This is a genomic window from Streptomyces sp. NRRL F-5135 (assembly GCF_000719775.1).
GTDB lineage: Bacteria > Actinomycetota > Actinomycetes > Streptomycetales > Streptomycetaceae > Streptomyces > Streptomyces hebeiensis.
Genome location: NZ_JOHR01000011.1, coordinates 172703 through 192954, shown reverse-complemented (window position 1 = coordinate 192954; position 20252 = coordinate 172703). Strand labels below are relative to the sequence as shown.

19 protein-coding genes and 1 pseudogene are annotated in these 20252 nt (G+C 72.4%); 4 read left to right on the top strand and 16 right to left on the bottom strand.

What is annotated here, in order from left to right; genetic code table 11:
- Positions 1 to 98: 98 nt before the first annotated feature.
- Positions 99 to 422, bottom strand: coding sequence for a hypothetical protein (locus tag IG02_RS42200; RefSeq protein ID WP_030750133.1), 324 nt, complete (start codon positions 420 to 422; stop codon positions 99 to 101).
- A 381-nt stretch (positions 423 to 803) separates the two neighbouring features.
- Here IG02_RS42200 and IG02_RS0120845 point away from each other — a divergent pair, with 381 nt between their 5' ends.
- Entirely contained in the window at positions 804 to 2072 is a 1269-nt protein-coding gene (locus tag IG02_RS0120845; protein WP_030750129.1) for a L,D-transpeptidase, read from the top strand.
- Positions 2073 to 2268: 196 nt separating this feature from the next.
- Here IG02_RS0120845 and IG02_RS0120840 read toward each other — a convergent pair whose 3' ends face one another.
- From IG02_RS0120840 to IG02_RS37895, 7 genes are all read right to left on the bottom strand, one after another.
- A complete protein-coding gene (locus tag IG02_RS0120840; protein ID WP_030750124.1) occupies positions 2269 to 3933 on the bottom strand; it encodes a hypothetical protein in 1665 nt (554 codons plus the stop codon).
- A 216-nt stretch (positions 3934 to 4149) separates the two neighbouring features.
- Positions 4150 to 5880, bottom strand: a complete 1731-nt coding sequence (locus tag IG02_RS0120835) for an ABC-F family ATP-binding cassette domain-containing protein (protein ID WP_030750122.1) — start codon at positions 5878 to 5880, stop codon at positions 4150 to 4152.
- Between the two features lie 266 nt (positions 5881 to 6146).
- Positions 6147 to 7496: a ParB/Srx family N-terminal domain-containing protein gene (locus tag IG02_RS36710; RefSeq protein ID WP_078854651.1), complete on the bottom strand. Its 1350-nt coding sequence runs from the start codon at positions 7494 to 7496 to the stop codon at positions 6147 to 6149.
- Between the two features lie 198 nt (positions 7497 to 7694).
- Complete coding sequence (locus tag IG02_RS0120825) at positions 7695 to 8690, bottom strand: zf-HC2 domain-containing protein (protein WP_324604737.1); 996 nt, start codon at positions 8688 to 8690, stop codon at positions 7695 to 7697.
- Entirely contained in the window at positions 8687 to 9259 is a 573-nt protein-coding gene (locus tag IG02_RS0120820; protein ID WP_030750115.1) for an RNA polymerase sigma factor, read from the bottom strand. Before IG02_RS0120820 ends, IG02_RS0120825 begins: the two co-directional genes overlap by 4 nt.
- Before the next feature lie 76 nt (positions 9260 to 9335).
- On the bottom strand, positions 9336 to 9494 hold the full coding sequence (locus IG02_RS41670; RefSeq protein WP_158712350.1) for a hypothetical protein: 159 nt from the start codon (positions 9492 to 9494) through the stop codon (positions 9336 to 9338).
- 57 nt (positions 9495 to 9551) lie between these two features.
- Positions 9552 to 11333 carry a DUF6461 domain-containing protein gene (locus tag IG02_RS37895; RefSeq protein WP_107055653.1) on the bottom strand — a complete coding sequence of 594 codons (1782 nt, stop codon included), beginning with the start codon at positions 11331 to 11333 and terminating at the stop codon, positions 9552 to 9554.
- Positions 11334 to 11522: 189 nt separating this feature from the next.
- Between IG02_RS37895 and IG02_RS42970 the strand changes: the two are divergent.
- Positions 11523 to 11876 (top strand): annotated as a pseudogene (locus IG02_RS42970) (helix-turn-helix domain-containing protein); the annotation flags it as partial.
- Positions 11877 to 12238: 362 nt separating this feature from the next.
- Here the strand turns inward: IG02_RS42970 and IG02_RS0120800 are convergent.
- From IG02_RS0120800 to IG02_RS0120790, 3 genes are all read right to left on the bottom strand, one after another.
- Complete coding sequence (locus tag IG02_RS0120800) at positions 12239 to 12841, bottom strand: ClpP family protease (RefSeq protein ID WP_030750108.1); 603 nt, start codon at positions 12839 to 12841, stop codon at positions 12239 to 12241.
- A gap of 1 nt (position 12842) precedes the next feature.
- A complete protein-coding gene (locus tag IG02_RS0120795) occupies positions 12843 to 13496 on the bottom strand; it encodes a ClpP family protease (protein ID WP_030750107.1) in 654 nt (217 codons plus the stop codon).
- Positions 13497 to 13723: 227 nt separating this feature from the next.
- Positions 13724 to 14086 carry a hypothetical protein gene (locus IG02_RS0120790; RefSeq protein ID WP_030750104.1) on the bottom strand — a complete coding sequence of 121 codons (363 nt, stop codon included), beginning with the start codon at positions 14084 to 14086 and terminating at the stop codon, positions 13724 to 13726.
- A 214-nt stretch (positions 14087 to 14300) separates the two neighbouring features.
- Between IG02_RS0120790 and sigJ the strand changes: the two genes are divergently transcribed.
- Positions 14301 to 15179, top strand: a complete 879-nt coding sequence (sigJ, locus tag IG02_RS0120785; RefSeq protein ID WP_051765396.1) for an RNA polymerase sigma factor SigJ — start codon at positions 14301 to 14303, stop codon at positions 15177 to 15179.
- 285 nt (positions 15180 to 15464) lie between these two features.
- On the opposite strand, the gene IG02_RS0120780 is transcribed toward sigJ, so the two are convergent.
- Complete coding sequence (locus tag IG02_RS0120780) at positions 15465 to 16364, bottom strand: aminoglycoside phosphotransferase family protein (RefSeq protein WP_030750100.1); 900 nt, start codon at positions 16362 to 16364, stop codon at positions 15465 to 15467.
- 437 nt (positions 16365 to 16801) lie between these two features.
- On the opposite strand from IG02_RS0120780, the gene IG02_RS43665 reads away from it, so the two are divergent.
- The gene (locus tag IG02_RS43665; RefSeq protein WP_051765394.1) at positions 16802 to 17257 is read left to right on the top strand and encodes a GNAT family N-acetyltransferase; all 456 of its coding nucleotides are present in this window, start codon (positions 16802 to 16804) and stop codon (positions 17255 to 17257) included.
- A gap of 96 nt (positions 17258 to 17353) precedes the next feature.
- Here IG02_RS43665 and IG02_RS0120770 read toward each other — a convergent pair whose 3' ends face one another.
- The 4 genes from IG02_RS0120770 to IG02_RS0120760 form a co-directional block, all read right to left on the bottom strand.
- Entirely contained in the window at positions 17354 to 17665 is a 312-nt protein-coding gene (locus IG02_RS0120770) for a helix-turn-helix domain-containing protein (RefSeq protein ID WP_030750089.1), read from the bottom strand.
- A 233-nt stretch (positions 17666 to 17898) separates the two neighbouring features.
- Positions 17899 to 18036 carry a hypothetical protein gene (locus IG02_RS43950; protein ID WP_420707774.1) on the bottom strand — a complete coding sequence of 46 codons (138 nt, stop codon included), beginning with the start codon at positions 18034 to 18036 and terminating at the stop codon, positions 17899 to 17901.
- Between the two features lie 93 nt (positions 18037 to 18129).
- Entirely contained in the window at positions 18130 to 18795 is a 666-nt protein-coding gene (gene msrA / locus IG02_RS0120765; RefSeq protein ID WP_030750086.1) for a peptide-methionine (S)-S-oxide reductase MsrA, read from the bottom strand.
- 251 nt (positions 18796 to 19046) lie between these two features.
- Positions 19047 to 20252, bottom strand: coding sequence for a hypothetical protein (locus IG02_RS0120760; RefSeq protein ID WP_030750083.1), 1206 nt, complete (start codon positions 20250 to 20252; stop codon positions 19047 to 19049).

The window sequence follows — 20252 nt, the reverse complement described above, 5'->3', positions numbered from 1 at the left end:
GCAAGAGACGTCAAGGGGCAGGCAAGAGACGTCAAAAAGACCCTAAAAAGGCGCCAGGGACGTCACGCGGGCCGAAGTCGCCGGACGCCGAAGACGCGTCAGAGCGGGGTCCGGGCTCCCCGGTGGACGGAGTACGTCACGAACCCCGCGCCGACGAGCAGGAAGGCGGTCCCGCCGAACAGGTACGGCGTGGTGTCCACGGCCCCCGTGTCCGCGAGCACCGGCGGCGGGGCGTCGCCCGACTCCCCGCCGGTGTCCGCCGCGTCGTCACCGGTGACCTCCGCACCGGCCGCCCCGGCTCCGCCCGTCCCGCTCGTCGCGCCCGTCTCGCCGGTGGCGTTCGCGGACGGAACGAACCACAGGGCGCAGAGCAGGGTTCCGGCCGCGGTGGCCGTCAGCAGCGGTCGGCGTGCGACGGACACGTGATCGATCCCCCTTGTGGCGGCCTTGTGTGACGGCCCTTGTGACGGTGCTGAATTGGGCCGAGCGCCGATGCTAGTGAAAGCGGCGGGTCAGGGGAAAGTCGCGGTGCTCCGGAACCTTCCGGTCCCCGTCACGGAAGGCAGGGGAGATGGAGGTCTATGGGGCGATATGTCCTGGCGTGAAGATGTCCATGGTGGCGACGGCTGTTCGGGGGTGGTGCGCGGACGTGACACTCTGGTAGGCCCGGACGGTCGCGACAGGCGGGCCGAGCCTGGCGCATTCCCGTCGGCGAGTGGTGTCCACCACACCTCCCGCCGGAGTGGAACCGGACGAACCGGAACAGGCGTTCTTAACGATTATCGGCAGGGTAAGCGGCGATGATGGAGAAGCGTGTGATGACGGACAGCAAGCGGCGCAAAGGTCTGATGGCCGCGTCCGCACTGCTCGGCGGCGTTCTGGTCCTTTCAGCCTGCAGTGACGAGGGCGGCGACAAGAACGCCGACGACTCGAAGAACTCCTCGTCGCAGGCCCAGGTGGACGAAGCGGCCGCCAAGGAGACGTCCGAGGCCCAGATAGCCATCTCGCCCAAGAACGGTGCGACGAACGCGGGCATCAACAACGACGCCAAGGTCACGGTCAGCAAGGGCACGCTGACGAACGTGACCATGACCACCGCGGACGGCACCGATGTCAAGGGCACCCTGTCCGGCGACTCGAAGAGCTGGAAGCCGGACGGCCAGCTCGAACGCTCCACCGGCTACAAGATCGTCGCAACGGCCAAGGACGCCAAGGGCCGTGAGGCCCACGAGAACTCCTCCTTCACCACCGTCTCGCCCGACAACAGCTTCATCGGGAACTTCACGCCCGAGGACGGCTCCACGGTCGGTGTCGGCATGCCGGTCTCGATCAACTTCGACAAGGCGATCACCGACAAGAAGGCCGTGCAGGACGGGATCGAGGTCACGTCGAGCAGCGGCCAGGAGGTCGTGGGCCACTGGTTCAGCCAGCAGCGCCTCGACTTCCGCCCGGAGGAGTACTGGAAGGGCGGCTCCACGGTCACCCTCAAGCTGAACCTGGACGGGGTCGAGGGCGCCCCGGGCGTCACCGGCGTCCAGCAGAAGACGGTCACGTTCAAGATCGGCCGCAACCAGGTCAGCACGGTCGACGCCAAGAGCAAGATGATGACCGTCACCCAGGACGGCAAGACGATCAAGACCATCCCGATCTCCGCCGGTTCGCCCGAGAACACGACCTACAACGGTCAGATGGTGATCTCCGAGAAGTTCAAGGAGACCCGGATGAACGGTGCCACGGTCGGCTTCACGGACGACGACGGCAAGGGCGAGTACGACATCAAGGACGTCCCGCACGCGATGCGGCTGTCCACGTCGGGCACGTTCATCCACGGCAACTACTGGGGCGCCAAGTCCATCTTCGGCAAGGTCAACACCAGCCACGGCTGTGTGGGCCTGTCGGACACGAAGGGCGCGAACGACCCCAACACCCCCGGCGCGTGGTTCTTCAACAACTCCATGGTCGGTGACGTCGTCATCGTCAAGAACTCCGACGACAAGACCATCAAGCCCGACAACGGCCTCAACGGCTGGAACCTGAACTGGGCCGACTGGCAGGCAGGTTCGGCGGCCTGATCCGGCCTCGTAGCCTTCCCTCCCCTCCTGACACCTCGACGGCGGCGGCACCCCACGGTGCCGCCGCCGTTCGCATGCGGTCCGCGTTCCCGTCGCGTACCGGGAGGGCGGTGCCGGCAGGGCGGCCAGGGACGGATGCCCGGGGCGCCGGTACGGGTACGGGGACGACGGGCACGGGTACGGGCCCCAGGGCCGGTCAGCCGCAGCCCGCGCCGCCTCCGAAGCCGTCACGGAGGCGGTCGGCGTACCCCGAGCCCAGGCGGTACTCGCCCGCCGTCCGGACCGTCAGCCGGGTCCAGCCGTCCGCCGCGCGGCCCACGCACGCGCCCGGGGCCGTGAGCCAGGGGGAGTACGCCACACGTACCGTCACCGACCCGGCGGCCGGCATCCGCACGACCAGGTCCGCCGCGCCGGTTCTGACGACGGTGCCGGGCGCCGACACCAGCGGTACCGCGTCGCGGACGCGGTAGACGGTCCAGTCCTCGTCCTGCCAGAGCCGCTCCAGCCACTCCGGTTCGCTCCGTACCAGCGCGGCCTCCGCCTCGGCCGGCCCGTCCGGCCGCCCGTGGTGCAGGACGACCAGCCCCACCGCGAAGCGGTCCAGCCAGGCGCGGTACGTGGCCGGCGTCAGCGTGCCGTCGTAGAACAGCCGGCCGCGTTCGACGTCGAGCTGCCGGTTCCAGCCGCGCGCCATGGTGATGTGCGGGGCGAGGACGTCGGCCTCGCGGTGGTTGCGGGCCGGAACGGCCTCCACCCGGGTCCGGTCGGCGCCGAACCGCTCCAGGGCGGCCAGCAGACCGTCGGTGCGCGCGGCCCACGAGGGCACGGTGTTGGAAACGGCGAGGTCGTCCTCGGTCTTGTCGACCAGCCAGCCCGTATTGACGCAGACGGCGACCGCCAGCACCAGCCCCGGCAGAGCGGCCCGCGCGGTACGGAACCGGGGCGCGCCGTCGTTCGCGGCCCGCCCGGCGGGGGACCGGCGCCCGCCCGGCCCGGTCACCGCCTCTCCGACAGGGCCCGGCACACGGGCCAGCAGCGCCGCGAGCAGCACCGGCGGGCCCGCGAGCCCCACCAGCCGCTCCACGTTCGTCCCGATCGGCGAGCTGACCAGGAACGTCAGGACCACCCCGACCGCGTACACGGCCGCGCCGTAGCGCACCGTACGCCAGCCGCGCGGCACCGCGAGACACACCGCCGCGCAGACGAGGAGCGGCATCGTGAGCTTGCCGGGCGCCATCGGCTGCTCGCCGTGGAAGGGGAAGAGCACGGTGACCGTGGCGACCACGGCGAACGGCGGCACGATCAGCGCGGCGCCCCTCGCCCACCGCCGCTCCAGCAGGTACGCCGCGCCCGCCACGACCAGGAACAGCCCCGCCACCGGACTGGCCAGGGCGGTCAGCGCGGCGGCCGACCACGCCTGGACGGGGCGCCGCAGCCGGCCCAGCGCGACCAGCCCGAGGGCCGTGCCCAGCGCGAACGTCGTCCGCCCCGACGCGACGTTGCACCACAGGGCCGCCGCGCCGAGCAGCGCGGGCCACACCGGGTGCCGCACCCCCGCCCGTACGAACAGCTGCGCCAGCACCCAGGTCCCGGCGAGCCCGGCCGCGACCGACACGGCGCGCACGCCCAGAAACGCCATCAGCGGGGGAGCGAGGACGCTGTAGTTGACGGTGTGCGTGCCGCCGTACCAGGCGAGGTTGTACGCCGATCCCGGGTGCCGGTCCGCGAAGGACGCCCACGCGAACTGCGCGGCCAGATCGCCCCCGCCGGTGGCGAGCACGGTGGCCCACAGGACGTAGGCCGGCACGGAGAGCGCGGTGACGAGGAGGGGGACGCGGGGGACGCGGGGGACGCGGGGCAGCCGTCGCCAGGCCCGGCGGGCGGCCGGCTCGCGACCGTCCGCCGTACGATCCGTCAGGAGCCCCGCGCTGCTCCCCGTACGCTCCGTGCGCTCCGCCGCCGGCACCTGGGCCCGCGGGAGCAGCACCCCTTTTCGCACCCACTGGAAGATCTCCACCGCGCCCACACTATGCGGTGCCGCCGCACGCCGGTTCGGAGTCGGGCACAGGGCCGGGGCTCACTCCGGAGGCAGCGCCTTCCCCTCCCGCAGCTCCAGCCGTGTCCCCGCGAAGCCGTCCCGGAAACGGCGGTCGTGGGAGACCACCACGATCGTCCCCTCGTACCCCCGCAGCGCCTCCTCCAACTCCTCCACCAGGGACAGCGCCACGTGGTTCGTCGGCTCGTCCAGGACCAGCAGACCGGCCGGGCGGGTCACCAGGCGGGCGAGAGCGAGCCTGCGGCGCTGGCCCGCCGAGAGCGCGGCCACCGGCACGGACAGGTCGTCGGGGCGGAACAGCCCGAGCGCCAGCAGTTCGTCGGCGTACTGCTCGTAGCCCGCGTGTTCCCCGCGTTCCCCGCGTCCCCCGTGTTCCTCCGTTACGCCGGGGCGTCCGGCCGCGAAGGCGTGCAGCAGGGGGAGCGGAGAGGGCACGGCGGGCAGTTCCTGCGGCAGGTAACCGACCCGGGCGGTGCGGCGCACCGTACCGCGGTCGGGCAGCAGGTCACCGGCCAGGACGCGGAGCAGCGTGCTCTTGCCGGCGCCGTTGGGGCCGGTCACCAGGAGCCGTTCGCCGGCTGCCAGTCGCAGGGCGGACAGCCGCAGCCGGTCGCCGACCACGATGTCGGTCAGTTCGGCGACCAGGCTGCCACCCTTGCCGTCCCCGCTGTCTCCGCCGTCCCCGCTGTTGCCGCCCGTACCGCTTCCGCCCGCACCGCCTCCGTCGCCGTCGGATGTGAACGGCGCCGTGAACCGGAGGGGTTCCGGAGGAGGCGGCACCGGCGCGGCGCGCAGCCGCCACAGCCGCTGCCTGGCCGCCCTGACCTGCCCCGACAGCTTCGCCTCGTGCGAGCGGCGGTGCTTGCCGAAGCCTTGCCCGGGGTCCTTTCCGGTGGCCGTGAGCCGCTTTCCGGCCGCTGCGAGAAGCTCCTCGGTACGGGCCAGTTCGGCCAGGTACTCCAGGTGGTCCTGTTCCCAGCGGCGGCGGGCGGCGGCCTTCGCCGTACGGTAGCCGTGCCAGCCGTCGCCGTACCGGGTGACCGCTCGGGTGTCCCGGTCGACCTCCAGGATCGTCGTCGCGATCCGCTCCAGGAACACCCGGTCGTGGGTGACCGCGACCACCGTGCCCCGGTGCGCCCTGAGCTGGTCCTCCAGCCAGGTGGTGGCCCGCAGGTCGAGGTGGTTGGTCGGCTCGTCCAGCAGCAGCAGTTCCGGCGCGGCGGCCAGCACACAGCCGAGCGCCAGCCGGGACCGCTCGCCGCCCGAGAGCGTGCCGAGCGGGCGGTCGCGGCCGGTGCGGGCGAGGCCGAGGGCGTCGAGCGCGGCGTCGACCCGGGCGTCCGCCTCGTAGCCGCCGCGTTCCTCGTACGCCGTCAGCAGGTCCCCGTACGCGGCGAGTTCCGCCTCGTCCGCGTCACCGAGTGCCGCCTCGGCCGCCGCGATCCGGCGCTCCAGCTCGCGCAGGTCGGCGAGGGCCGAGTCGACGGCGTCCTGGACCGTCAGGGCGGGGTCGAGGTCGAGGGTCTGGGCGAGGTGGCCGACGCCCCCGGGGAAGACGACGGTGATCTCGCCGGTGTCCGGCCGCTCGGCCCCGGCGATCAGCCGGAGCAGGGTGGACTTGCCGGAGCCGTTCTCCCCGATGACACCGGCCTTCTCGCCGGGCCGTACGGTCAGGCCGACCTGGTCGAGGACCGACCGGTCGCCGTACGTCTTCGAAACGTCCTTCAACGCCAATTGGGCGCGTTCGCGCATGACTTTCTTCCTGTGATGTGCCGCCCGGGCATGCCGAGGCGCCCGCGTCACGGCGGGGGCCGGTGCCGGGCAGGGCTGATTCCGTCAGGGCCTGAAGGGAAGGCCCGGAATCACAGGAAGTAGTAGTGCGCGAACATGGGGCAGATGGTAGCGGCGCGTTCCCGCACGCGGCCAATGGTTATCGCGGGGCGCGGGGCGCGGGGCGCGGGGCGCGGTGCGCGGGCCGGAGGCTGGGCGTGGGCCGGGAACGCCGGGTGGACGTGGGTCTAGGCGTGCGCTCGGGGCACGGCGTGCGCCGGGGGCGCGGCGTGGACCGGGGGCCGCGCGTGGGCCGGGGGCCGCGCGTGGACCGGGGGCCGCGCGTGGGCCGGGGGTCGGCCGGGGCGGGGAGGCCGTACCGCCGGGACCCGGTTCCGGTAGTCGAGGGCGTAGGCGAGCTTGCCCGGCTTGGCGTCGGTGAGCGGCGCGCTCAGCTTGCCGAACTCTCCGCCGGTCGGCTTCTTGCCGGCGTTCCACTCGGCCATGCGCCCCAGTTCGTCGGCCGTGCGGCCGTCGGCGATGACGGTGTCGCCGTCCGTACCGGACATCTCCTCGGAGGCGGCCCGGACGGCCGACAGGTACGAGGCGTGGTCGGTCAGGTCGTACGCCTTGAGGTCCACCCGCCCGCGCAGCCAAGTGCCCCACAGGAATTCCAGGTACTCCGCCGCGTCGTCCGGCGCCTGGTAGCCGATGTCGCGGGTGAAGTAGACGAGACCGCGGTAGCGGTCGTCGTGGAACCGGGCGAGGCCGAGCCGACGGGGGAGCTGGTCCGTGGTGATGGGCCGGTCGTTCTCGTCGCGCAGCCAGACCCACTTCCGCTCCCGCATGGTCCGCCAGAAGGCGTCGGGGGTCAGCGCGCTGAGGTTGTCCGCCACCAGCAGCCGGATGTGCAGACCGGGGCCGCCGTCGGGCGTTTCGAGGAACGAGGTCAGCGTGTGGTGCCCGTCGGTGAGGTAGAGCGCGCCACCGGGGCCGACGACGACCGTCTTCATCGCCGCCCGGGTCTCGTCCGTCTCCTCGCCCACGGCGACGGTGCAGCGGAAGCTCGCGGGGTCCGAGAGCGAGGCGCCGGGCGGGACGCTCGCCGCCTCCTCCTGGCCGTTGGTCTCGCACCAGTCGTCGAACCGCTTGTTGACGTTCCCGGCCTGCTCGTCCTTGGTGCTGCCGTAACGGCCGAGCTTGTAGTAGATCTGGTCGAATCCGACGGAGGGCTGGGTGGGACGCAGCTGGTCCAACGTCACATCGAGGAGGTCACCGGCCCGCGCGCACCGGGCCGACGCCACCGCCGGGCCCGGGCGCGGGGAGCAGCCCGGGGCCTGCGACGAGCCGTGTGCGGTGCCGCGCGTGGGGCCGTACGCGGCGGCTGTGGCGCCGCCCGCGGGGAAGACGCTCCCGAACGCCACGCTCCCGAGGGCGATCGCCCCCACGAGCAGACGGCGGGCGAGGGGCCGGAACCGGTGCGCACGCGCTTCCGAGTGGGTGCGGATGCCGGGATCGGCACCGACGGCGGCGGTGGTAACGGTGGTGGCTGTGGTGATGGTTGCCGTGGCGGCGGATCTCGGGCCGGAGCCGGTCATACGGCCTCCCCTGTCGGGCGTTGTCAGGACCGCGCCATCCACTCATCCCCGCCCCGACCACTCGGTGTGCGCGAGGCGTCGCACGGATGAAGGCGGGGTTAACTCCGCTCCGAGGAGAGGGAGTTGGCGGTTCCGGGTGTACGGGCGCCTGTGCGGGCGTACGGCACCGCCGCGTACGGTACAGCCTCCGCGGCCCCCTCAGCGGTGGGTGCCGAGGAGGCTGTACGCGGTCCGTCGCCGGACCACGACCAGTGCGCCGAACGCTACGAGGGCTCCCCAGACCGGCAGGGCGTCCGCTTGGAGGGCGACCGGTGTTCCGCCGACGGCCATGGTCGGCGCGACGATCACACCCGCCCAGGCCGCGACCAGCGCGATCGCCGCCCTGGTCATCCCGATCAGCCCGCCGAGCGCGAGCGTGCCCGTGGTGAATGCCAGGCAGGGCAGGAGCCACTGGCCCACCGTGGTGCCGGTGACGGCCCCCGCGAGCAGCAGGGCGGAGCCCACCACGGCGAGTATCGCGGTCGTGCGCCGGAGGACGAGTTCCAGTCCGGCGCGTGGGGTCGCGGCGATGAGTTCGTACGCCGGGTCGACACCACGGGCCCAGGCGGTGGCGACGCCCAGCACGGGCAGTACGGGAGCCACCAGGAGGACGGGCGGGACGGCGGACGCGTCCATCCGGTCGAGGACCACGGCGAACAGTGTGACCAGGACCGTCATCCCCAGCCACGGCAGCGTCACCGGCGACGCCCACGCCGAGAGGGCCGGCACCCAGCGGCGGCGTCGGCGCGCGGGCGGTGTCGTCGGCAATCGGGCCGCCAGTTCCGCCCAGACGCCCTCGACCAGCGTGTCCACGGTCGGCGCGGTGATGCGGGCGGCGGTGCCGAGCCGGGCACGGCAGAGCGCGCAGCTTTCCAGGTGGGCCTCGACGGCCCAGAGCTCGTCGGGGTGGATGTCGGAGTCGCCGCGTGCGTACCGGCTGATCAGCGACTCGGAGACGTGGTGCGGGCGGGGAGGAGCCGTGGGCCCGGGGAGACCGGGTACGTGCGTGCTTCCGGCAGGTTGCCGGTCTCCCGCACGCCCTGTCTGTTCCGTACGCCCGGCCTGTCCCACACGCCTTGCCCGTGCCGCACGTCCCGCCTGTCCCGTACGCCCTGCCTGTCCCTTCGGATCTTCTGTGCAGTCCTCTGCGCTCATGACAGCATCTCCCGCATCACCCTCCGTGCCCGCCGCGCGCGAGTCTTGACAGTGCCCTCCGGTACGCCGAGCAGGACGGACGTCTCCCGTACCGACAGTCCGTCGAGCACCATGGACCGCAGCACGTCGCGCAGTTCCGGCGCCAGCCGCCGCAGGGCGTCACCGACCTCGCCCTCGATCCCGGCCGCGAGCACCTCGTCCTCGGCGGCGGGCGCCACGGTGCCGGCCGGGGACGACGCCGCGATGGCGCCGGGCAGCTGTGCCTGGTGCGCGCGGCGGCGGAAGGCGTCGACGAGCCGCCGCGCCGCGATCGTCCACAGCCAGCCGACGGCCGTACCGCCCACCGCGGACCCCGCGAACGCGCTCGCCGCGCGCCACACCGCCAGATAGGTCTCCTGCATGACCTCGGCCACGATCTGCTCGTCGGAGCAGCGCCGGCGCAGCCGTACGGCGAGCCAGGGCGCGGTGCGCCGGTACAGCTCCTCGAACGCGCCGCGGTCGCCCTTGGCGATCAGCCGGACGAGGCGCGCCTCGTCGAGTTCCGCCGGTGTTCTCCTGAGTGGTCCCACACCGGCAAGACGCCGGGGCCCGGCGCGAGGTTTTCGAACGGGTGTGGCGTGTGCCACAGCATGGCGGACGGGCGTCTCAGGCCGCCCGTACCGGGCGCACCCGCCGGATCCGGTCCAGGTCGCCCGCGAGCAGCGCGTCGTGGCCGAGCGCGAAGTCGCCGTCGGGCAGGGCGCGGCCGGTGACGTACTCGCCCATGACGGCGTCGGGGAGGAAGCGGCGCAGACTGTGGCGCATGTCGGCCCGGTACCGTACGAGGGCTCCCCTGGATGTCTGCGCGTGCCTGTGCGCGGCTCAGCCCCGGTCCGCCTTGAGCCGCGTGGCGAACTCCGCGCGCCAGTAAGGATCCTGGCGCCGTATCAGGATGTCGGCGGCGGCATCGCGCGGTGGCAGGCGAAGCAGGCCGAGAAGTGCGGTGGCGGCAGCGGCCCGGTCCTCCCAGGCCCGGTACTCCTCGTAGCTGACCAGGCGTTCACGGTTCTCGTCAACGGGGTGGTGGCGGCAGGCCGCGGTGTCCGCGAGTACGGTGCGCAGACGGACACCGAGAGGTGATTCGTCCCCGGTGTCCCCATCGCTGAGCTCTTGCTCGCGGTGCAATCGGTTCAGCACGTCCGCCACCTCGGGATACGCGTCCAGACCGGTCTCGGTGGCCAGGGCGGCCATCTGGGCGGCCAGCGCGGTGCGCAGGCCTGGTTCCGGCACCGCGGCCATGCGGTCCTCGAGGCCGGTCGGCCGGAGCCGTCTCACCTGCGGTGCCGGCAGCACCGGAAGCAGTGTGGCGCTGGTCAGCGGGCCTTTCAGCGACTCCGGTGGGAGGTCGATCCCGAAGTGGTCGGCGACCACCCGGCACACCTTGCGGCAGATGTCGCGCGGGCCCGTGGTCGCGTCCGCCTTGCCCGGCGCGACACCCCTGCCGAGGAGAACGCGGCCGTCCGCCAGCCGCCGGCTCGCGTGCCGGCTGTGCGGGGGCAGTCCCGGCAGCAGGCTGAAGGGGTCGCCCTCGCCCGGCATCCGGTAGGAGCGCCGCGTGTCGTAGACCGTGACCAACTCCCCGTCCTCGTACCAGGACATCTCCGTGAAGTGCCCACTGAAGAAGATCGAGACCGCTTGCGTGCCCCGGGACAGGCGGCGCATCACCTCGCTCCTGCTGCCTTCCCAGTGCCCCTGCTCGATGCCGAAGGCCCAGTCCCCGCAGCGGCCCGCGCGCACCACGGGCAGGAAGCCGGAGGTCCACCGCCGGGAGTCCTCGTACGCCTGTTCCCGGGTGCGCGGACGCGTCCGCGGTCCGTCGGCGTCGGTGAGTGCCCCGAACCGGCTCAGCACCTCCCGCTCGTCCACGCCTCGCACGAAGCTGAGGCAGAACTCGCCGTATTCCCCTGCCCAGCCGTCCTCCTGGACGGGACGGACGCGATCATCATCGATGTCGGGAGGCGCGGGTGCCGTGGCGCTCGCGCCGAGTTCGAGCAACGAACGGAGAGCCGGCCGCGGGACGGGCAGGGGTTCCCAGATCAGCTCGCCGTCCCAGGCGATGGGCACGTATTCGTCCGCCTTTCCGCAAGCCAGCGGCGACCCGCTCTCCAGGCTGTTCGCGAGTTCGTGGAGGAGGACCGCGAGCGAGGCCCAGTGCCGGAAGGTCGTCCCTCCGCCGTTGAAGAACAGACCGACCGCGCCGAAACGGGGGCCCCGCCGGCAGTCGAGGACCAGCCCGTCCGCGGTGACCCGGCGCGTGAACATCAGGAACTCCGGGTGCCAGTAGTCCTCGTCGGGAATCTCCTGGCTTCCTTCCTCACCCCACAACTCCTTGTGCATCCGGCCGGTTTCGAGCAGTCGGTCGACCCCGAGCAGCTCGTCGCCGGAGGGTATGAGGAAAGCGCCCGCGCTCTCCCGCGTGACACCGTCGTGCCGCAGCAGAGAACGGACGAGGTCGGCCGGCGGCTCCAGCCCCAACTCGTCCCCCAGGGCCCGGACCGCCTCCGCCGTGGCCGGCGGCCGGAGCGACTCGTACGTACGCGGCGCGTGCTCGGCCAGCCACGCGTCGATCCGGTCCCAGGATCGGTCCACAGATGCGACAGTCATGTCTGGATGATCACACCCGCCACTGACATCCGGACCGGCTCGATCACCCCGACCACGCGTTGCGGAGCCGACGTATGAGGGTGCGGACGTGCGGGGGCCGCCCGTTCCACCGCTCGCCGGCCATGGATTTCGCCGGGGGCGGAACGCCGCTCGGGGCCGGTCCGGGGGCGGGCCTCATACTCTGGAGCGGTGAGCAGCCACGCGCCGAAGCAAGCCCGCGTCATTCCGTTGCGCCCGGTTCCCTCGGCGCCCGAGCCCCCTGCGCGGCGGCCCGGTGTGCGGCAGCCGATGGGGCGGGAGCCTCTGTGGCGGCATGTCGTGGGTGGGGTGTTGCGCCGTGAGCGGCTTGCTCAGGAGCGGACGCTCAAGGACGTGGCCGAGGCGGCGCGGATCTCGATGCCGTACCTCTCCGAGCTGGAGCGCGGTCGCAAGGAAGCCTCGTCGGAGGTCCTCGCGGCCGCCGCTCGTGCCCTGGGGCTCGGGCTGGCCGAGCTGCTCTCCCTGGCACAGGGTGAGTTGGCCCGGGCCGGACGGGCGAGGCGTGGCCGCGGTGACGTCGCGCCGGGCGGGGCGGCCGGGCGGCGTCCCGGCGGCCCGGACCGGGGGCACCCGGAGGCGGGGGCGGAGGCCGAGGCGGAGGCGCCCGCGTCGAGGGCCACGTCCGTCGTCGAGCCGTCCCCCGAACGCGCCGGGAATCACCGGGCGACCACCTCGCGGCACGACGGGCTCTGCCTCGCCGCCTGAGCGTCGTACCGCGTGGGGAGGGCCCGTACCGCCAGGACGTCAGGCAGGACGTCAGGCAGCGCGTCGGGCATACGCCAGACCGCGCGTCAGGCAGTACGCGCGGCAAGGCGGCGCCTGTGGTCAGGACGTCCCATACGCATGGGTAGCGGTGGCGGCGGGCGTCAGACGCTGACGGCCCGGCGTCCGAGCACCTCGTCGGCCAGCCCGTACGCCACGGCCTCCTGGGCCGTGAACACGCGGTCCCGGTCCATGTGTTCGCGCAGCGTCGCCACGTCGTGGTGCGTGTGCCGGGACAGCACCTCCTCCACCTGGGAGCGGATCCGCATCATCTCCTTGGCCTCGAGCGTGAGGTCGGACACCGTTCCCCGCCGGCCGCCGCTCGCCGGCTGTCCCAGGAGCACCCGGGCGTGGTCGAGGACGAACCGCCGCCCGGGATCGCCACCCGCCAGCAGCACCGCCGCGGTTGAGGCCGCCTGCCCGACGCAGTACGTCGATATCGGTGCCCGGACGAAGGTCATCGTGTCGTAGATCGCCATGAGCGAGGTGTACGAGCCGCCGGGTGAGTTGATGTAGATCGCGATCTCGCGCTCGGGGCTCGACGACTCCAGGTGGAGCAGTTGGGCGATGACGACGTTGGCCACGCCGTCGTCGATCTCCGTGCCCAGGAAGATGATCCGCTCGGACAGCAGCCGGCTGTAGATGTCGTACGCCCGTTCCCCCTGCGGTGTGCGCTCCACGACCGTCGGGATCGTGTACTGCCCCATGTCAGAGCCCCACCTTCCGCGGCCGCCCGGCCGGGCGCACGTCCTCCAGCGACTCGACCACGTGATCGACCATCCCGTACGCCTTGGCCTGTGCGGCCGTGAACCACCGGTCGCGGTCGCCGTCGCGCGAGATCGTCTCCTCGGTCTGGCCGGTGTGCTCGGCGGTGATCCGTTCGATGGCCTTCTTGGTGAACTCGAGGTTCTCGGCCTGGATGGCGATGTCGGCGGCGGTGCCGCCGATGCCGGCGGACGGCTGGTGCATCATGATCCGCGCGTTCGGCAGCGCGAAGCGCTTGCCCGCCGTGCCGACGGTCAGCAGGAACTGGCCCATGCTCGCGGCGAACCCCATGGCCAGCGTCGACACGTCGTTCGGGATCAGCCGCATCGTGTCGTAGATGGCCAGCCCCGCGGTCACGGAGCCGCCGGGGCTGTTGATGTACAGGCTGATGTCGGTCCGCGGGTCCTCCGCGGACAGGAGCAGCATCTGAGCGCAGACCCGGTTCGCCGACACGTCGTCCACCTGCGTGCCGAGCAGCACGATCCGCTGCGTGAGGAGTTGCGCGGCGAGGTGGTCGTCGAACCGGGTCGCGGGCGTGTCGCCCTCCGCGGCGCGAGGGACCGGGGCGGAGCCCAGGCCGGTGAACAGTGGTGACATCGGACCTCCCGAAGTGGCGCGGCGCCCGTCGCCGCGGTCCCCTCCACCCTTGCCCCGCCCCGCCGTCGGCGTCGGAAATCTCGGCCGGGAGCAGATTCGCCGAGGGCAGAGCGCGCGGTCGGCGTGCCACGGGCTCCGGGGCCCCTGACGCGGCCCGAACCGTCGGAGGGTTCCACCTGATCTGGGGGCCGGGCCCCGCCTGATGCCCGTACACCTCCTATCGGACGTCAGCGCCGCGCCAGCGCCAGCACGCTCAGTCCGAACATCAGGACGCCCAGGGGGAGATGGAGCGACGGGATGTGCGCGATGCCGAGCACGACCTGGACCGAGGCGAGGGCGAGGAAGCCGGACGCGTGCCGGATGGGCCGGGGCGAGCCGCCGCCCGGCTTCCACGCCAGCACCGCCGCGAGCACGTACAGCATCGACGCCCCGTACATCACGCGGGCTCCGGCGCTGTGCAGGGCCTCTCCGTAGGACGAGGTCAGCAGCAGCCCGGCGGAGACCGCCTGGAGGAAGATGGTCAGGGTCTGCAGGGTGATCGCGATCCGCAGATACGAGAAGCGGCGCTGTGCCGTCGCCTGGGTTGCCATGTCACGGTCCCCATTTCTTTTCCGCCCGGGGGCAGTGGATCGATAAGGTCTCACCAACCCCGACGACGCGGGCCGGCGAAAGGTAAGGCGAGGAGGCGCGGTCGGGAGCATGGGGACGGATGGGGCGGTTGATGCCGCTGGAACGGCTGAAGCGGCTCGAACTGCTGGGGCGGTTGGAACGGCTGGGGCGGGCGCCGACGGGACAGCCGGTGAGGTGGCCGGCGAGCGGCGCCAACTGATCAATGTCGCCTATCGGTTGCTCGGTTCACTCGCCGAGTCCGAGGACGCCGTACAGGAGGCCTACGCGCGTTGGTACGCGCTGCCGCGCAGCCGGCAGGACGAGATCGTGTCCCCCGGCGCCTGGCTGACGACGGTGACCGGCCGCATCTGCCTGGACGTGCTCGGTTCGGCACGGGCCCGGCGTGAACGCTATGTCGGCGCGTGGTTGCCCGATCCGCTGCCCGACCACGCCGAGTGGGACCACGGCCACGCCACCGGCCCCACCGACCCCGCCGACCAGGTGGTCCTGGACGAATCGGTGACCATGGCCTTCCTCGTCGTCCTGGAGTCGATGACACCGGCCGAGCGGGTGGCGTTCGTCCTGCACGACGTCTTCCGGTACCGCTACGCCGAGATCGCCGGCATCCTCGACCGGACCCCGGCGGCCTGCAAGCAGCTCGCGGCCGCAGCCCGGCGGCGGGTGCGCGTCGCGCGGGCTCCGGTGACGGCGGCCGGGCGGGCCGACGCGGTGCGGCAGGTCAAAGAGGCGTGGGAGGCCAGGGACATCGTGGCCCTCGTCGACCTCCTCGACCCGGCCGCCGTGATGACCGCCGACGGCGGCGGCATGGCCGGCACCGTCCTGCGCCCGATCGAGGGCGGCGCGCGCATCGCCCAGTACATGGTCGCCATCGCCGACAGGGCTCCGGGACTCCAACTCCTGGAACGGTCGGTCAACGGTGCGCCGGGTCTGGTGGCCCGGCGGGCCGGCACCGTACTGACCGTGGCCTCGTTCGATGTCGTCGACGGCCGCGTCACCCGGATCTGGGCGGTCCGCAACCCGGAGAAGCTGCGGCCGTGGGGACGGGACGGCTAGGGCGTGTTTCGAAAGTAGACGCCGCGAGCCCCGCCCTGCGGGCGGACGGCGCTACTTTCGAAAACGCCCTAGGCCCTGCCCGGCGCGGGGCGCGGCTCACGGGGACGGGCCGGTGACGGACCGGGGCCGGACCGGGGCCGGCCGGAGCCGAGCCGTCCCTCGGGCCGGGGCCGGGGCCGGGGCCCGGGCATGGACCTGGGCCGGGCGGTGCGGCGCGCTGATCCTGTCGGGTCCGACCACGCCCTTGACGCAACGCCTGACGCAAAAGACTCGATACGTCCGGTCTCAGCCCTCTGCCAGCACCGCCCGGATCACGTGCCGGGCGTTGTGCGCCATCGCCGGGTTCGTGTTCCGGTAGTACGGAAGGGCGACCAGCGCCTGCGAGAGCGTCCGTCCTCGGCCGCGGGTCCAGGTCGCGTCGTCCGCACCCAGCGCCTCGCGGAAGACTTCCCTCGCATCGGCCGGCAGCAGATTCCACGCCGGGAACAGATCGCAGGCCGGATCGCCCGTCCCCAGGCATCCGAAGTCGATGACCGCGGTCAGCCTGCCATCGTTCACCAGCAGGTTGCCGGGCATGAGATCGCCGTGCAGCCATACCGGCGGCCCGTCCCAGCCCGGGGCCCGCAGCGCCTCCTCCCATACGGCGGTGGCGCCGTCGCAGTCGATGCCCTCCTGCGGGATCCCTCGCAGTTGCTCGATCGCCGCCCGGGTGTCCGCGTCGAGCGAGGCGACCGGCCCGCCGCGGTGGGCCCGCGGCGCGCCCGGCAGGGTGACGCGTCGCATGGCCGCCACGAACCGGGCCAGATCCCCGGCCAGCGGCACCGGCCGGCTCAGGGCTCCCGCCTCGGGATTGTCCCCCGCCAGCCACCGGTACACCGACCAGGGCCACGGGTACCCCTCGGCGGGCTTTCCGTCCCCGAGCACCTCGGGCACGGGCGTGGGGAGGTGGCGCGCGAGCCGGGGCAGCCACGTCCGCTCCAACGACACGTCGTCGGCCCCGCCCCGCACCAGCGGCAGCCGTACGACCATGTCGTCACCCAGCCGGTACATGGCGTTGACCGTGCCGCCGGACGGAAAACGCTCGATCGCCAGGTCCGCCCACTGCGGGAACTGCCCGGCGACCAGCCGCCGTACGAGGTCGTCGTCGATGGGGTGCGTGCCGGGATGCATCTGCCCTGCGTCCATGGCACGTCATCCGACCGCCGGACGCCGGCAGGCGTCAAACCCATTTCCGTCGGCAGCACACACTCGACGCCGCAGGTGATCAAATCAACGGGGACGGGCGCGGGCGGTTCAACCACCCGCCGCCGTCAAGCTCTCCGGGCCGGGCACCCACACCACGCGCGCGCTGACCTCCGTCCCCCACCCGACCCTCCCGGCGGCGCGTTCCTTTCGGACGGGCGCATCGCGTTCCGGGACAGCGAGAATCCGCAGGCGGGTGTCCTGCTGTTCGCCGGTGCGTCGGCGGCGTCGTGGCGCGAGAGGGTCAAGTCGGGCGCGTACGGGGGCGCAACGGCTGAGCTCAGCGAATGAGGTGAGGGGCTGTTACGGCAGTGGATCAAGGGCGCGAGCAATCGGGTGCTGAGGCAGTTCGTGGACTGACATACTCCGCGGCGTGACGACTGACGGCAGTTCCGCTCCGAGCTGACCACCGGCGAACGCGATCTCGAGTTGAACGACCGGCTGACCGAGAACTGATCGCCTTCAACACGTCCGCCACCGGTGCGGCCGATCGCGGCTCGTTCTCGGTCAAGGTCACCGATGAGGCCGGTGAACTGGTCGGCGGGTTGGCCGCCTGGACCTGGGGTGGCCCGTGCGGCATCGAATTGCTGTGGGTGCGCGAGGACAGCCGAGAGGACGGCTGGGGCAGCAAGATCATTCGAACCGCCGAAGCAGAGGCGCGGCGGCGTGGCTGCGACCGGGTGGCCGTTTCCTCCTTCACCTTCCAGGCCCCTGGCTTCTACCAGCGCCACGGCTATGTCGAGACCGGACGGACCCTGGGCATTCCCGGCGGGTACGCGGACGTGCACATGTTCAAGTCGCCGGCATGGGACTCCACGTCTTCAGGTCGGCCATGAACGCCACGAGCGCTGTGGCCCGACACGGGCGGAAGGACACCTTCACGGCCTCTTCCGAGCGGTATCCAGACGGGCCGGGCCTCCCAGGCGCGGAGGTCAAGCGGCGCGCGGCACGAAGGACAGCTGCGTTTCTTCCGTGTCGATGGATACGTCCAGCTTCGCGTCCAGCGCCAGCGCCAGGGCGCGCATCAGCTGGAGTGTGGGAGCGATTCCGCCGCCCTCAATGCGCTCGATGTCCTCCATGGAGAGGGCCGCCCGTTCGGCGAGTGCTGCCTGGTCGATGCCCAACGCCGTGCGGCGGTCGTAGACAGCCTGCCCCAGAGCGATGGCAGCGCCGGCCTCGATGTACGACTCGTCGGCCCGGTGTTCCTCGGGAACGGTCCACGAAGAGTGGTATCCCCTGCTCATCCTTGCTCCTCGAACGTCCGGTGGTACATGGCTGTTGCAGTCGGGTGTGACCCTTCACATTCCTTCTGTGCCCACAGCGCTCGCTGGACCTGCCGTTCTTCGCGCATCCGCGATTTCCTGAAGACCGTCAGGAACACGATACGTCGCCCGGACGCCAGCCAGTAGGTGAGCCGGACGGCATCGGATCCCAACTGGAAGCGAAGTTCCCTGACGGGGCCGCTCAGGTGCCTGGACTATGGTTCGCCGAGCGTGGTCGGTGACTCGGCGAGCCGATCGGCGTGCCGTTCCACCACGCGGTAGTGCTCGCGTGGCAGGCCTGCCAACCAAGCCCTGACCTCGGGTTCGATCTCGATGCTGTAGCGGTGCTTCACCGAAGAGAGCCTGGCGACGACTTAGGCGATTGTCCGCCGATTCGGGCGGTGATCACCCGAATGGGGCGTCCCCGGCGCTGCGGAGGGCTCGGACTACTCCCCGGCCGGGGCCACGCCGATCGGGCAGGAGACGCCCGTGCCGCCCAGGCCGCAGTAGCCCGCCGGGTTCTTGTCCAAGTACTGCTGGTGGTAGTCCTCCGCCGGGTAGAACGCGCGGCCGTCCGCCGGCAGGATCTCCGTCGTGATCGTGCCGTAGCCGGAACCCGTGAGGACCCGCTGGTACGCGGCGCGGGAGGCCTCGGCCGCCGCTGCCTGGGCGGGGGAGTGGGTGTAGACGGCCGAGCGGTACTGCGTGCCCACGTCGTTGCCCTGGCGGAAGCCCTGGGTCGGGTTGTGGGACTCCCAGAACAGCTTCAGCAGCTCATCGTACGAAACCGTCTTCGGGTCGAAGACGACGCGAACCGCCTCCGTGTGACCCGTCAGGCCCGAGCAGACCTCCTCGTAGGTCGGGTTCGGCGTGCTGCCGCCCTGGTAGCCGACCAGGGTCGTCCACACGCCCTCACGCTGCCAGAACGTACGCTCAGCGCCCCAGAAACAGCCGAGGCCGAAGTCCGCGACCTCCAGGCCGTCCGGGTACGGGCCGAGCAGGGGGTTGCCGAGGACCGTGTGGCGGGAGGGGACGGTGAAGGACGGCTCGGGACGGCCCCGGAGCGCCTGCTCGGGGGTGGGGAGCTCGGGGGTGCGGCGGGACAGGAACATGGGGGCGGTCTCCTCGACGTCTCCTCGGCGGCTTTCGGGCCTGTCCGGACAACGCGCGAGGGCGCCGGGACATTCCGCTCGGCGCGTGGCGGCCCGGCGCGTTTCCGCTCGTCGCGCCCCCACGTCCGTGTCCCGGCGCGTCGCGTTCCCACGCCCGTCCCGGGTGCCCGGTGTCCAGGGCGCCCCGCGTCCCGGGCGCCCGGCGTCCAGGCTCCCGGCTTCGGTCTCCCGCCCCGCCTCGGGGGCGTGGGTCACTGCGGCAATGTCGCCGGGCTCCCGCCGTTCGCCTCGTACCCCGCCACCGCCAGCGCGCGGTACACCGCGTACTCCGCCGCCGGATCGCCGTCGTGCGTCCACGGCAGCGCCCCGACATGGCCGTCCACCCGCACGATCTGGTTCATCGCCTCCGCCCAGCGCTCGCTCCGGACCAGGAACAGCACCAGCAGGTGCCGTACGTGCGCGAGCATCGGGTCGTCCGGGCGCGCGGCGTGCACCGCGTAGAGCGCGCCCTCCACCGCCTTCGTGACCGTCTCGCCCTCGTAGAAGCCGCGCACGAGATTGACCTCGGGCAGGTGCTCGAACAGCGCGAACAGGGGCAGCGCCGCCAGCAGCGAGCCCTGTGGGGCGCGGGCCGCGGCCGCCGTCGCGAACCGCTCGGCCTCCTGGCGCGAGCCGTGCCACTTCTCGCACCAGTAGTGCAACGCGGCCAGATGCGCCCCCATGTGCGCCGGCGCGCGGTCGATCACGTTCGCCCACAGCTGGTCGAACTGCTCGTGGGAGTAGCCGAGTCCCCGGGCCACGGCCAGTTCGATGATGTACGGCACGGGGTCGCCCGGCGCCGCCAGCGCCGCTTCCCCGCAGACCGTACGGGCCTCCTCCAGGATGATCCGGAACTCGTCCGTACCGCTGGACGAGGACCGCCAGGCCTGCTGGACCAGGAACTCCGCGTACACCGCCGCGCAGCCCGCGTCCTCGGGCGCCTCCGACCGCCACGCCCGCAGCCAGGCGCCGCCCGCCGGCCGTCCGGCCGCCGCGTCCGCCCGAGGCTCCTCGTACGGCCCGTCGTGCTGCCCCTTGCGCAGGTCGACCCGTCCCTCGTGTCCCTCGCCTCCCTGGTGCGGGGGCCGCTCCTGGAGCTCCAGCGACGCCGCCCCGGCGAACGCCTGCACCCGCTGCCAGCGCACCTCCCCCTCCTTCTCGGTACCGGCGAGCAGCTGCGAGGCGGCCCGCCAGTCCTGAGTGCGCTGAACGAGATCGAGCACGTCGAGGAGATCCTGGTCGGGGCCGGGCAGCCGGACGTCGAGCTCCTCCTGGCGTGCGAAGCCGTACGCGGCCGGATCGGCGGCATCGGGTGAACCGGGCGCGACCAGGCGAATTCCGCCACGGCGACGTCGGACGTACGGGACGACGACCGCGGCCAGCAGGCCCATGGCGATCAGGAACCAGAGAATCTCCAT

Bases quoted from the DNA above. Each gene is read 5' to 3' on its own strand.
- IG02_RS0120795 (WP_030750107.1), bottom strand. From the start codon at position 13,496: ATGTCACCACTGTTCACCGGCCTGGGCTCCGCCCCGGTCCCTCGCGCC.
- IG02_RS0120760 (WP_030750083.1), bottom strand. From the start codon at position 20,252: ATGGAGATTCTCTGGTTCCTGATCGCCATGGGCCTGCTGGCCGCGGTC.
- IG02_RS37895 (WP_107055653.1), bottom strand. From the start codon at position 11,333: ATGACTGTCGCATCTGTGGACCGATCCTGGGACCGGATCGACGCGTGG.
- IG02_RS36710 (WP_078854651.1), bottom strand. From the start codon at position 7,496: ATGACCGGCTCCGGCCCGAGATCCGCCGCCACGGCAACCATCACCACA.
- IG02_RS0120780 (WP_030750100.1), bottom strand. From the start codon at position 16,364: ATGGACGCAGGGCAGATGCATCCCGGCACGCACCCCATCGACGACGAC.
- IG02_RS0120770 (WP_030750089.1), bottom strand. From the start codon at position 17,665: ATGAGCAGGGGATACCACTCTTCGTGGACCGTTCCCGAGGAACACCGG.
- IG02_RS41670 (WP_158712350.1), bottom strand. From the start codon at position 9,494: ATGCGCCACAGTCTGCGCCGCTTCCTCCCCGACGCCGTCATGGGCGAG.
- IG02_RS0120825 (WP_324604737.1), bottom strand. From the start codon at position 8,690: ATGAGCGCAGAGGACTGCACAGAAGATCCGAAGGGACAGGCAGGGCGT.
- IG02_RS0120845 (WP_030750129.1), top strand. From the start codon at position 804: ATGGAGAAGCGTGTGATGACGGACAGCAAGCGGCGCAAAGGTCTGATG.
- IG02_RS0120800 (WP_030750108.1), bottom strand. From the start codon at position 12,841: ATGGGGCAGTACACGATCCCGACGGTCGTGGAGCGCACACCGCAGGGG.
- IG02_RS0120835 (WP_030750122.1), bottom strand. From the start codon at position 5,880: ATGCGCGAACGCGCCCAATTGGCGTTGAAGGACGTTTCGAAGACGTAC.
- msrA (WP_030750086.1), bottom strand. From the start codon at position 18,795: ATGTTCCTGTCCCGCCGCACCCCCGAGCTCCCCACCCCCGAGCAGGCG.
- IG02_RS0120790 (WP_030750104.1), bottom strand. From the start codon at position 14,086: ATGGCAACCCAGGCGACGGCACAGCGCCGCTTCTCGTATCTGCGGATC.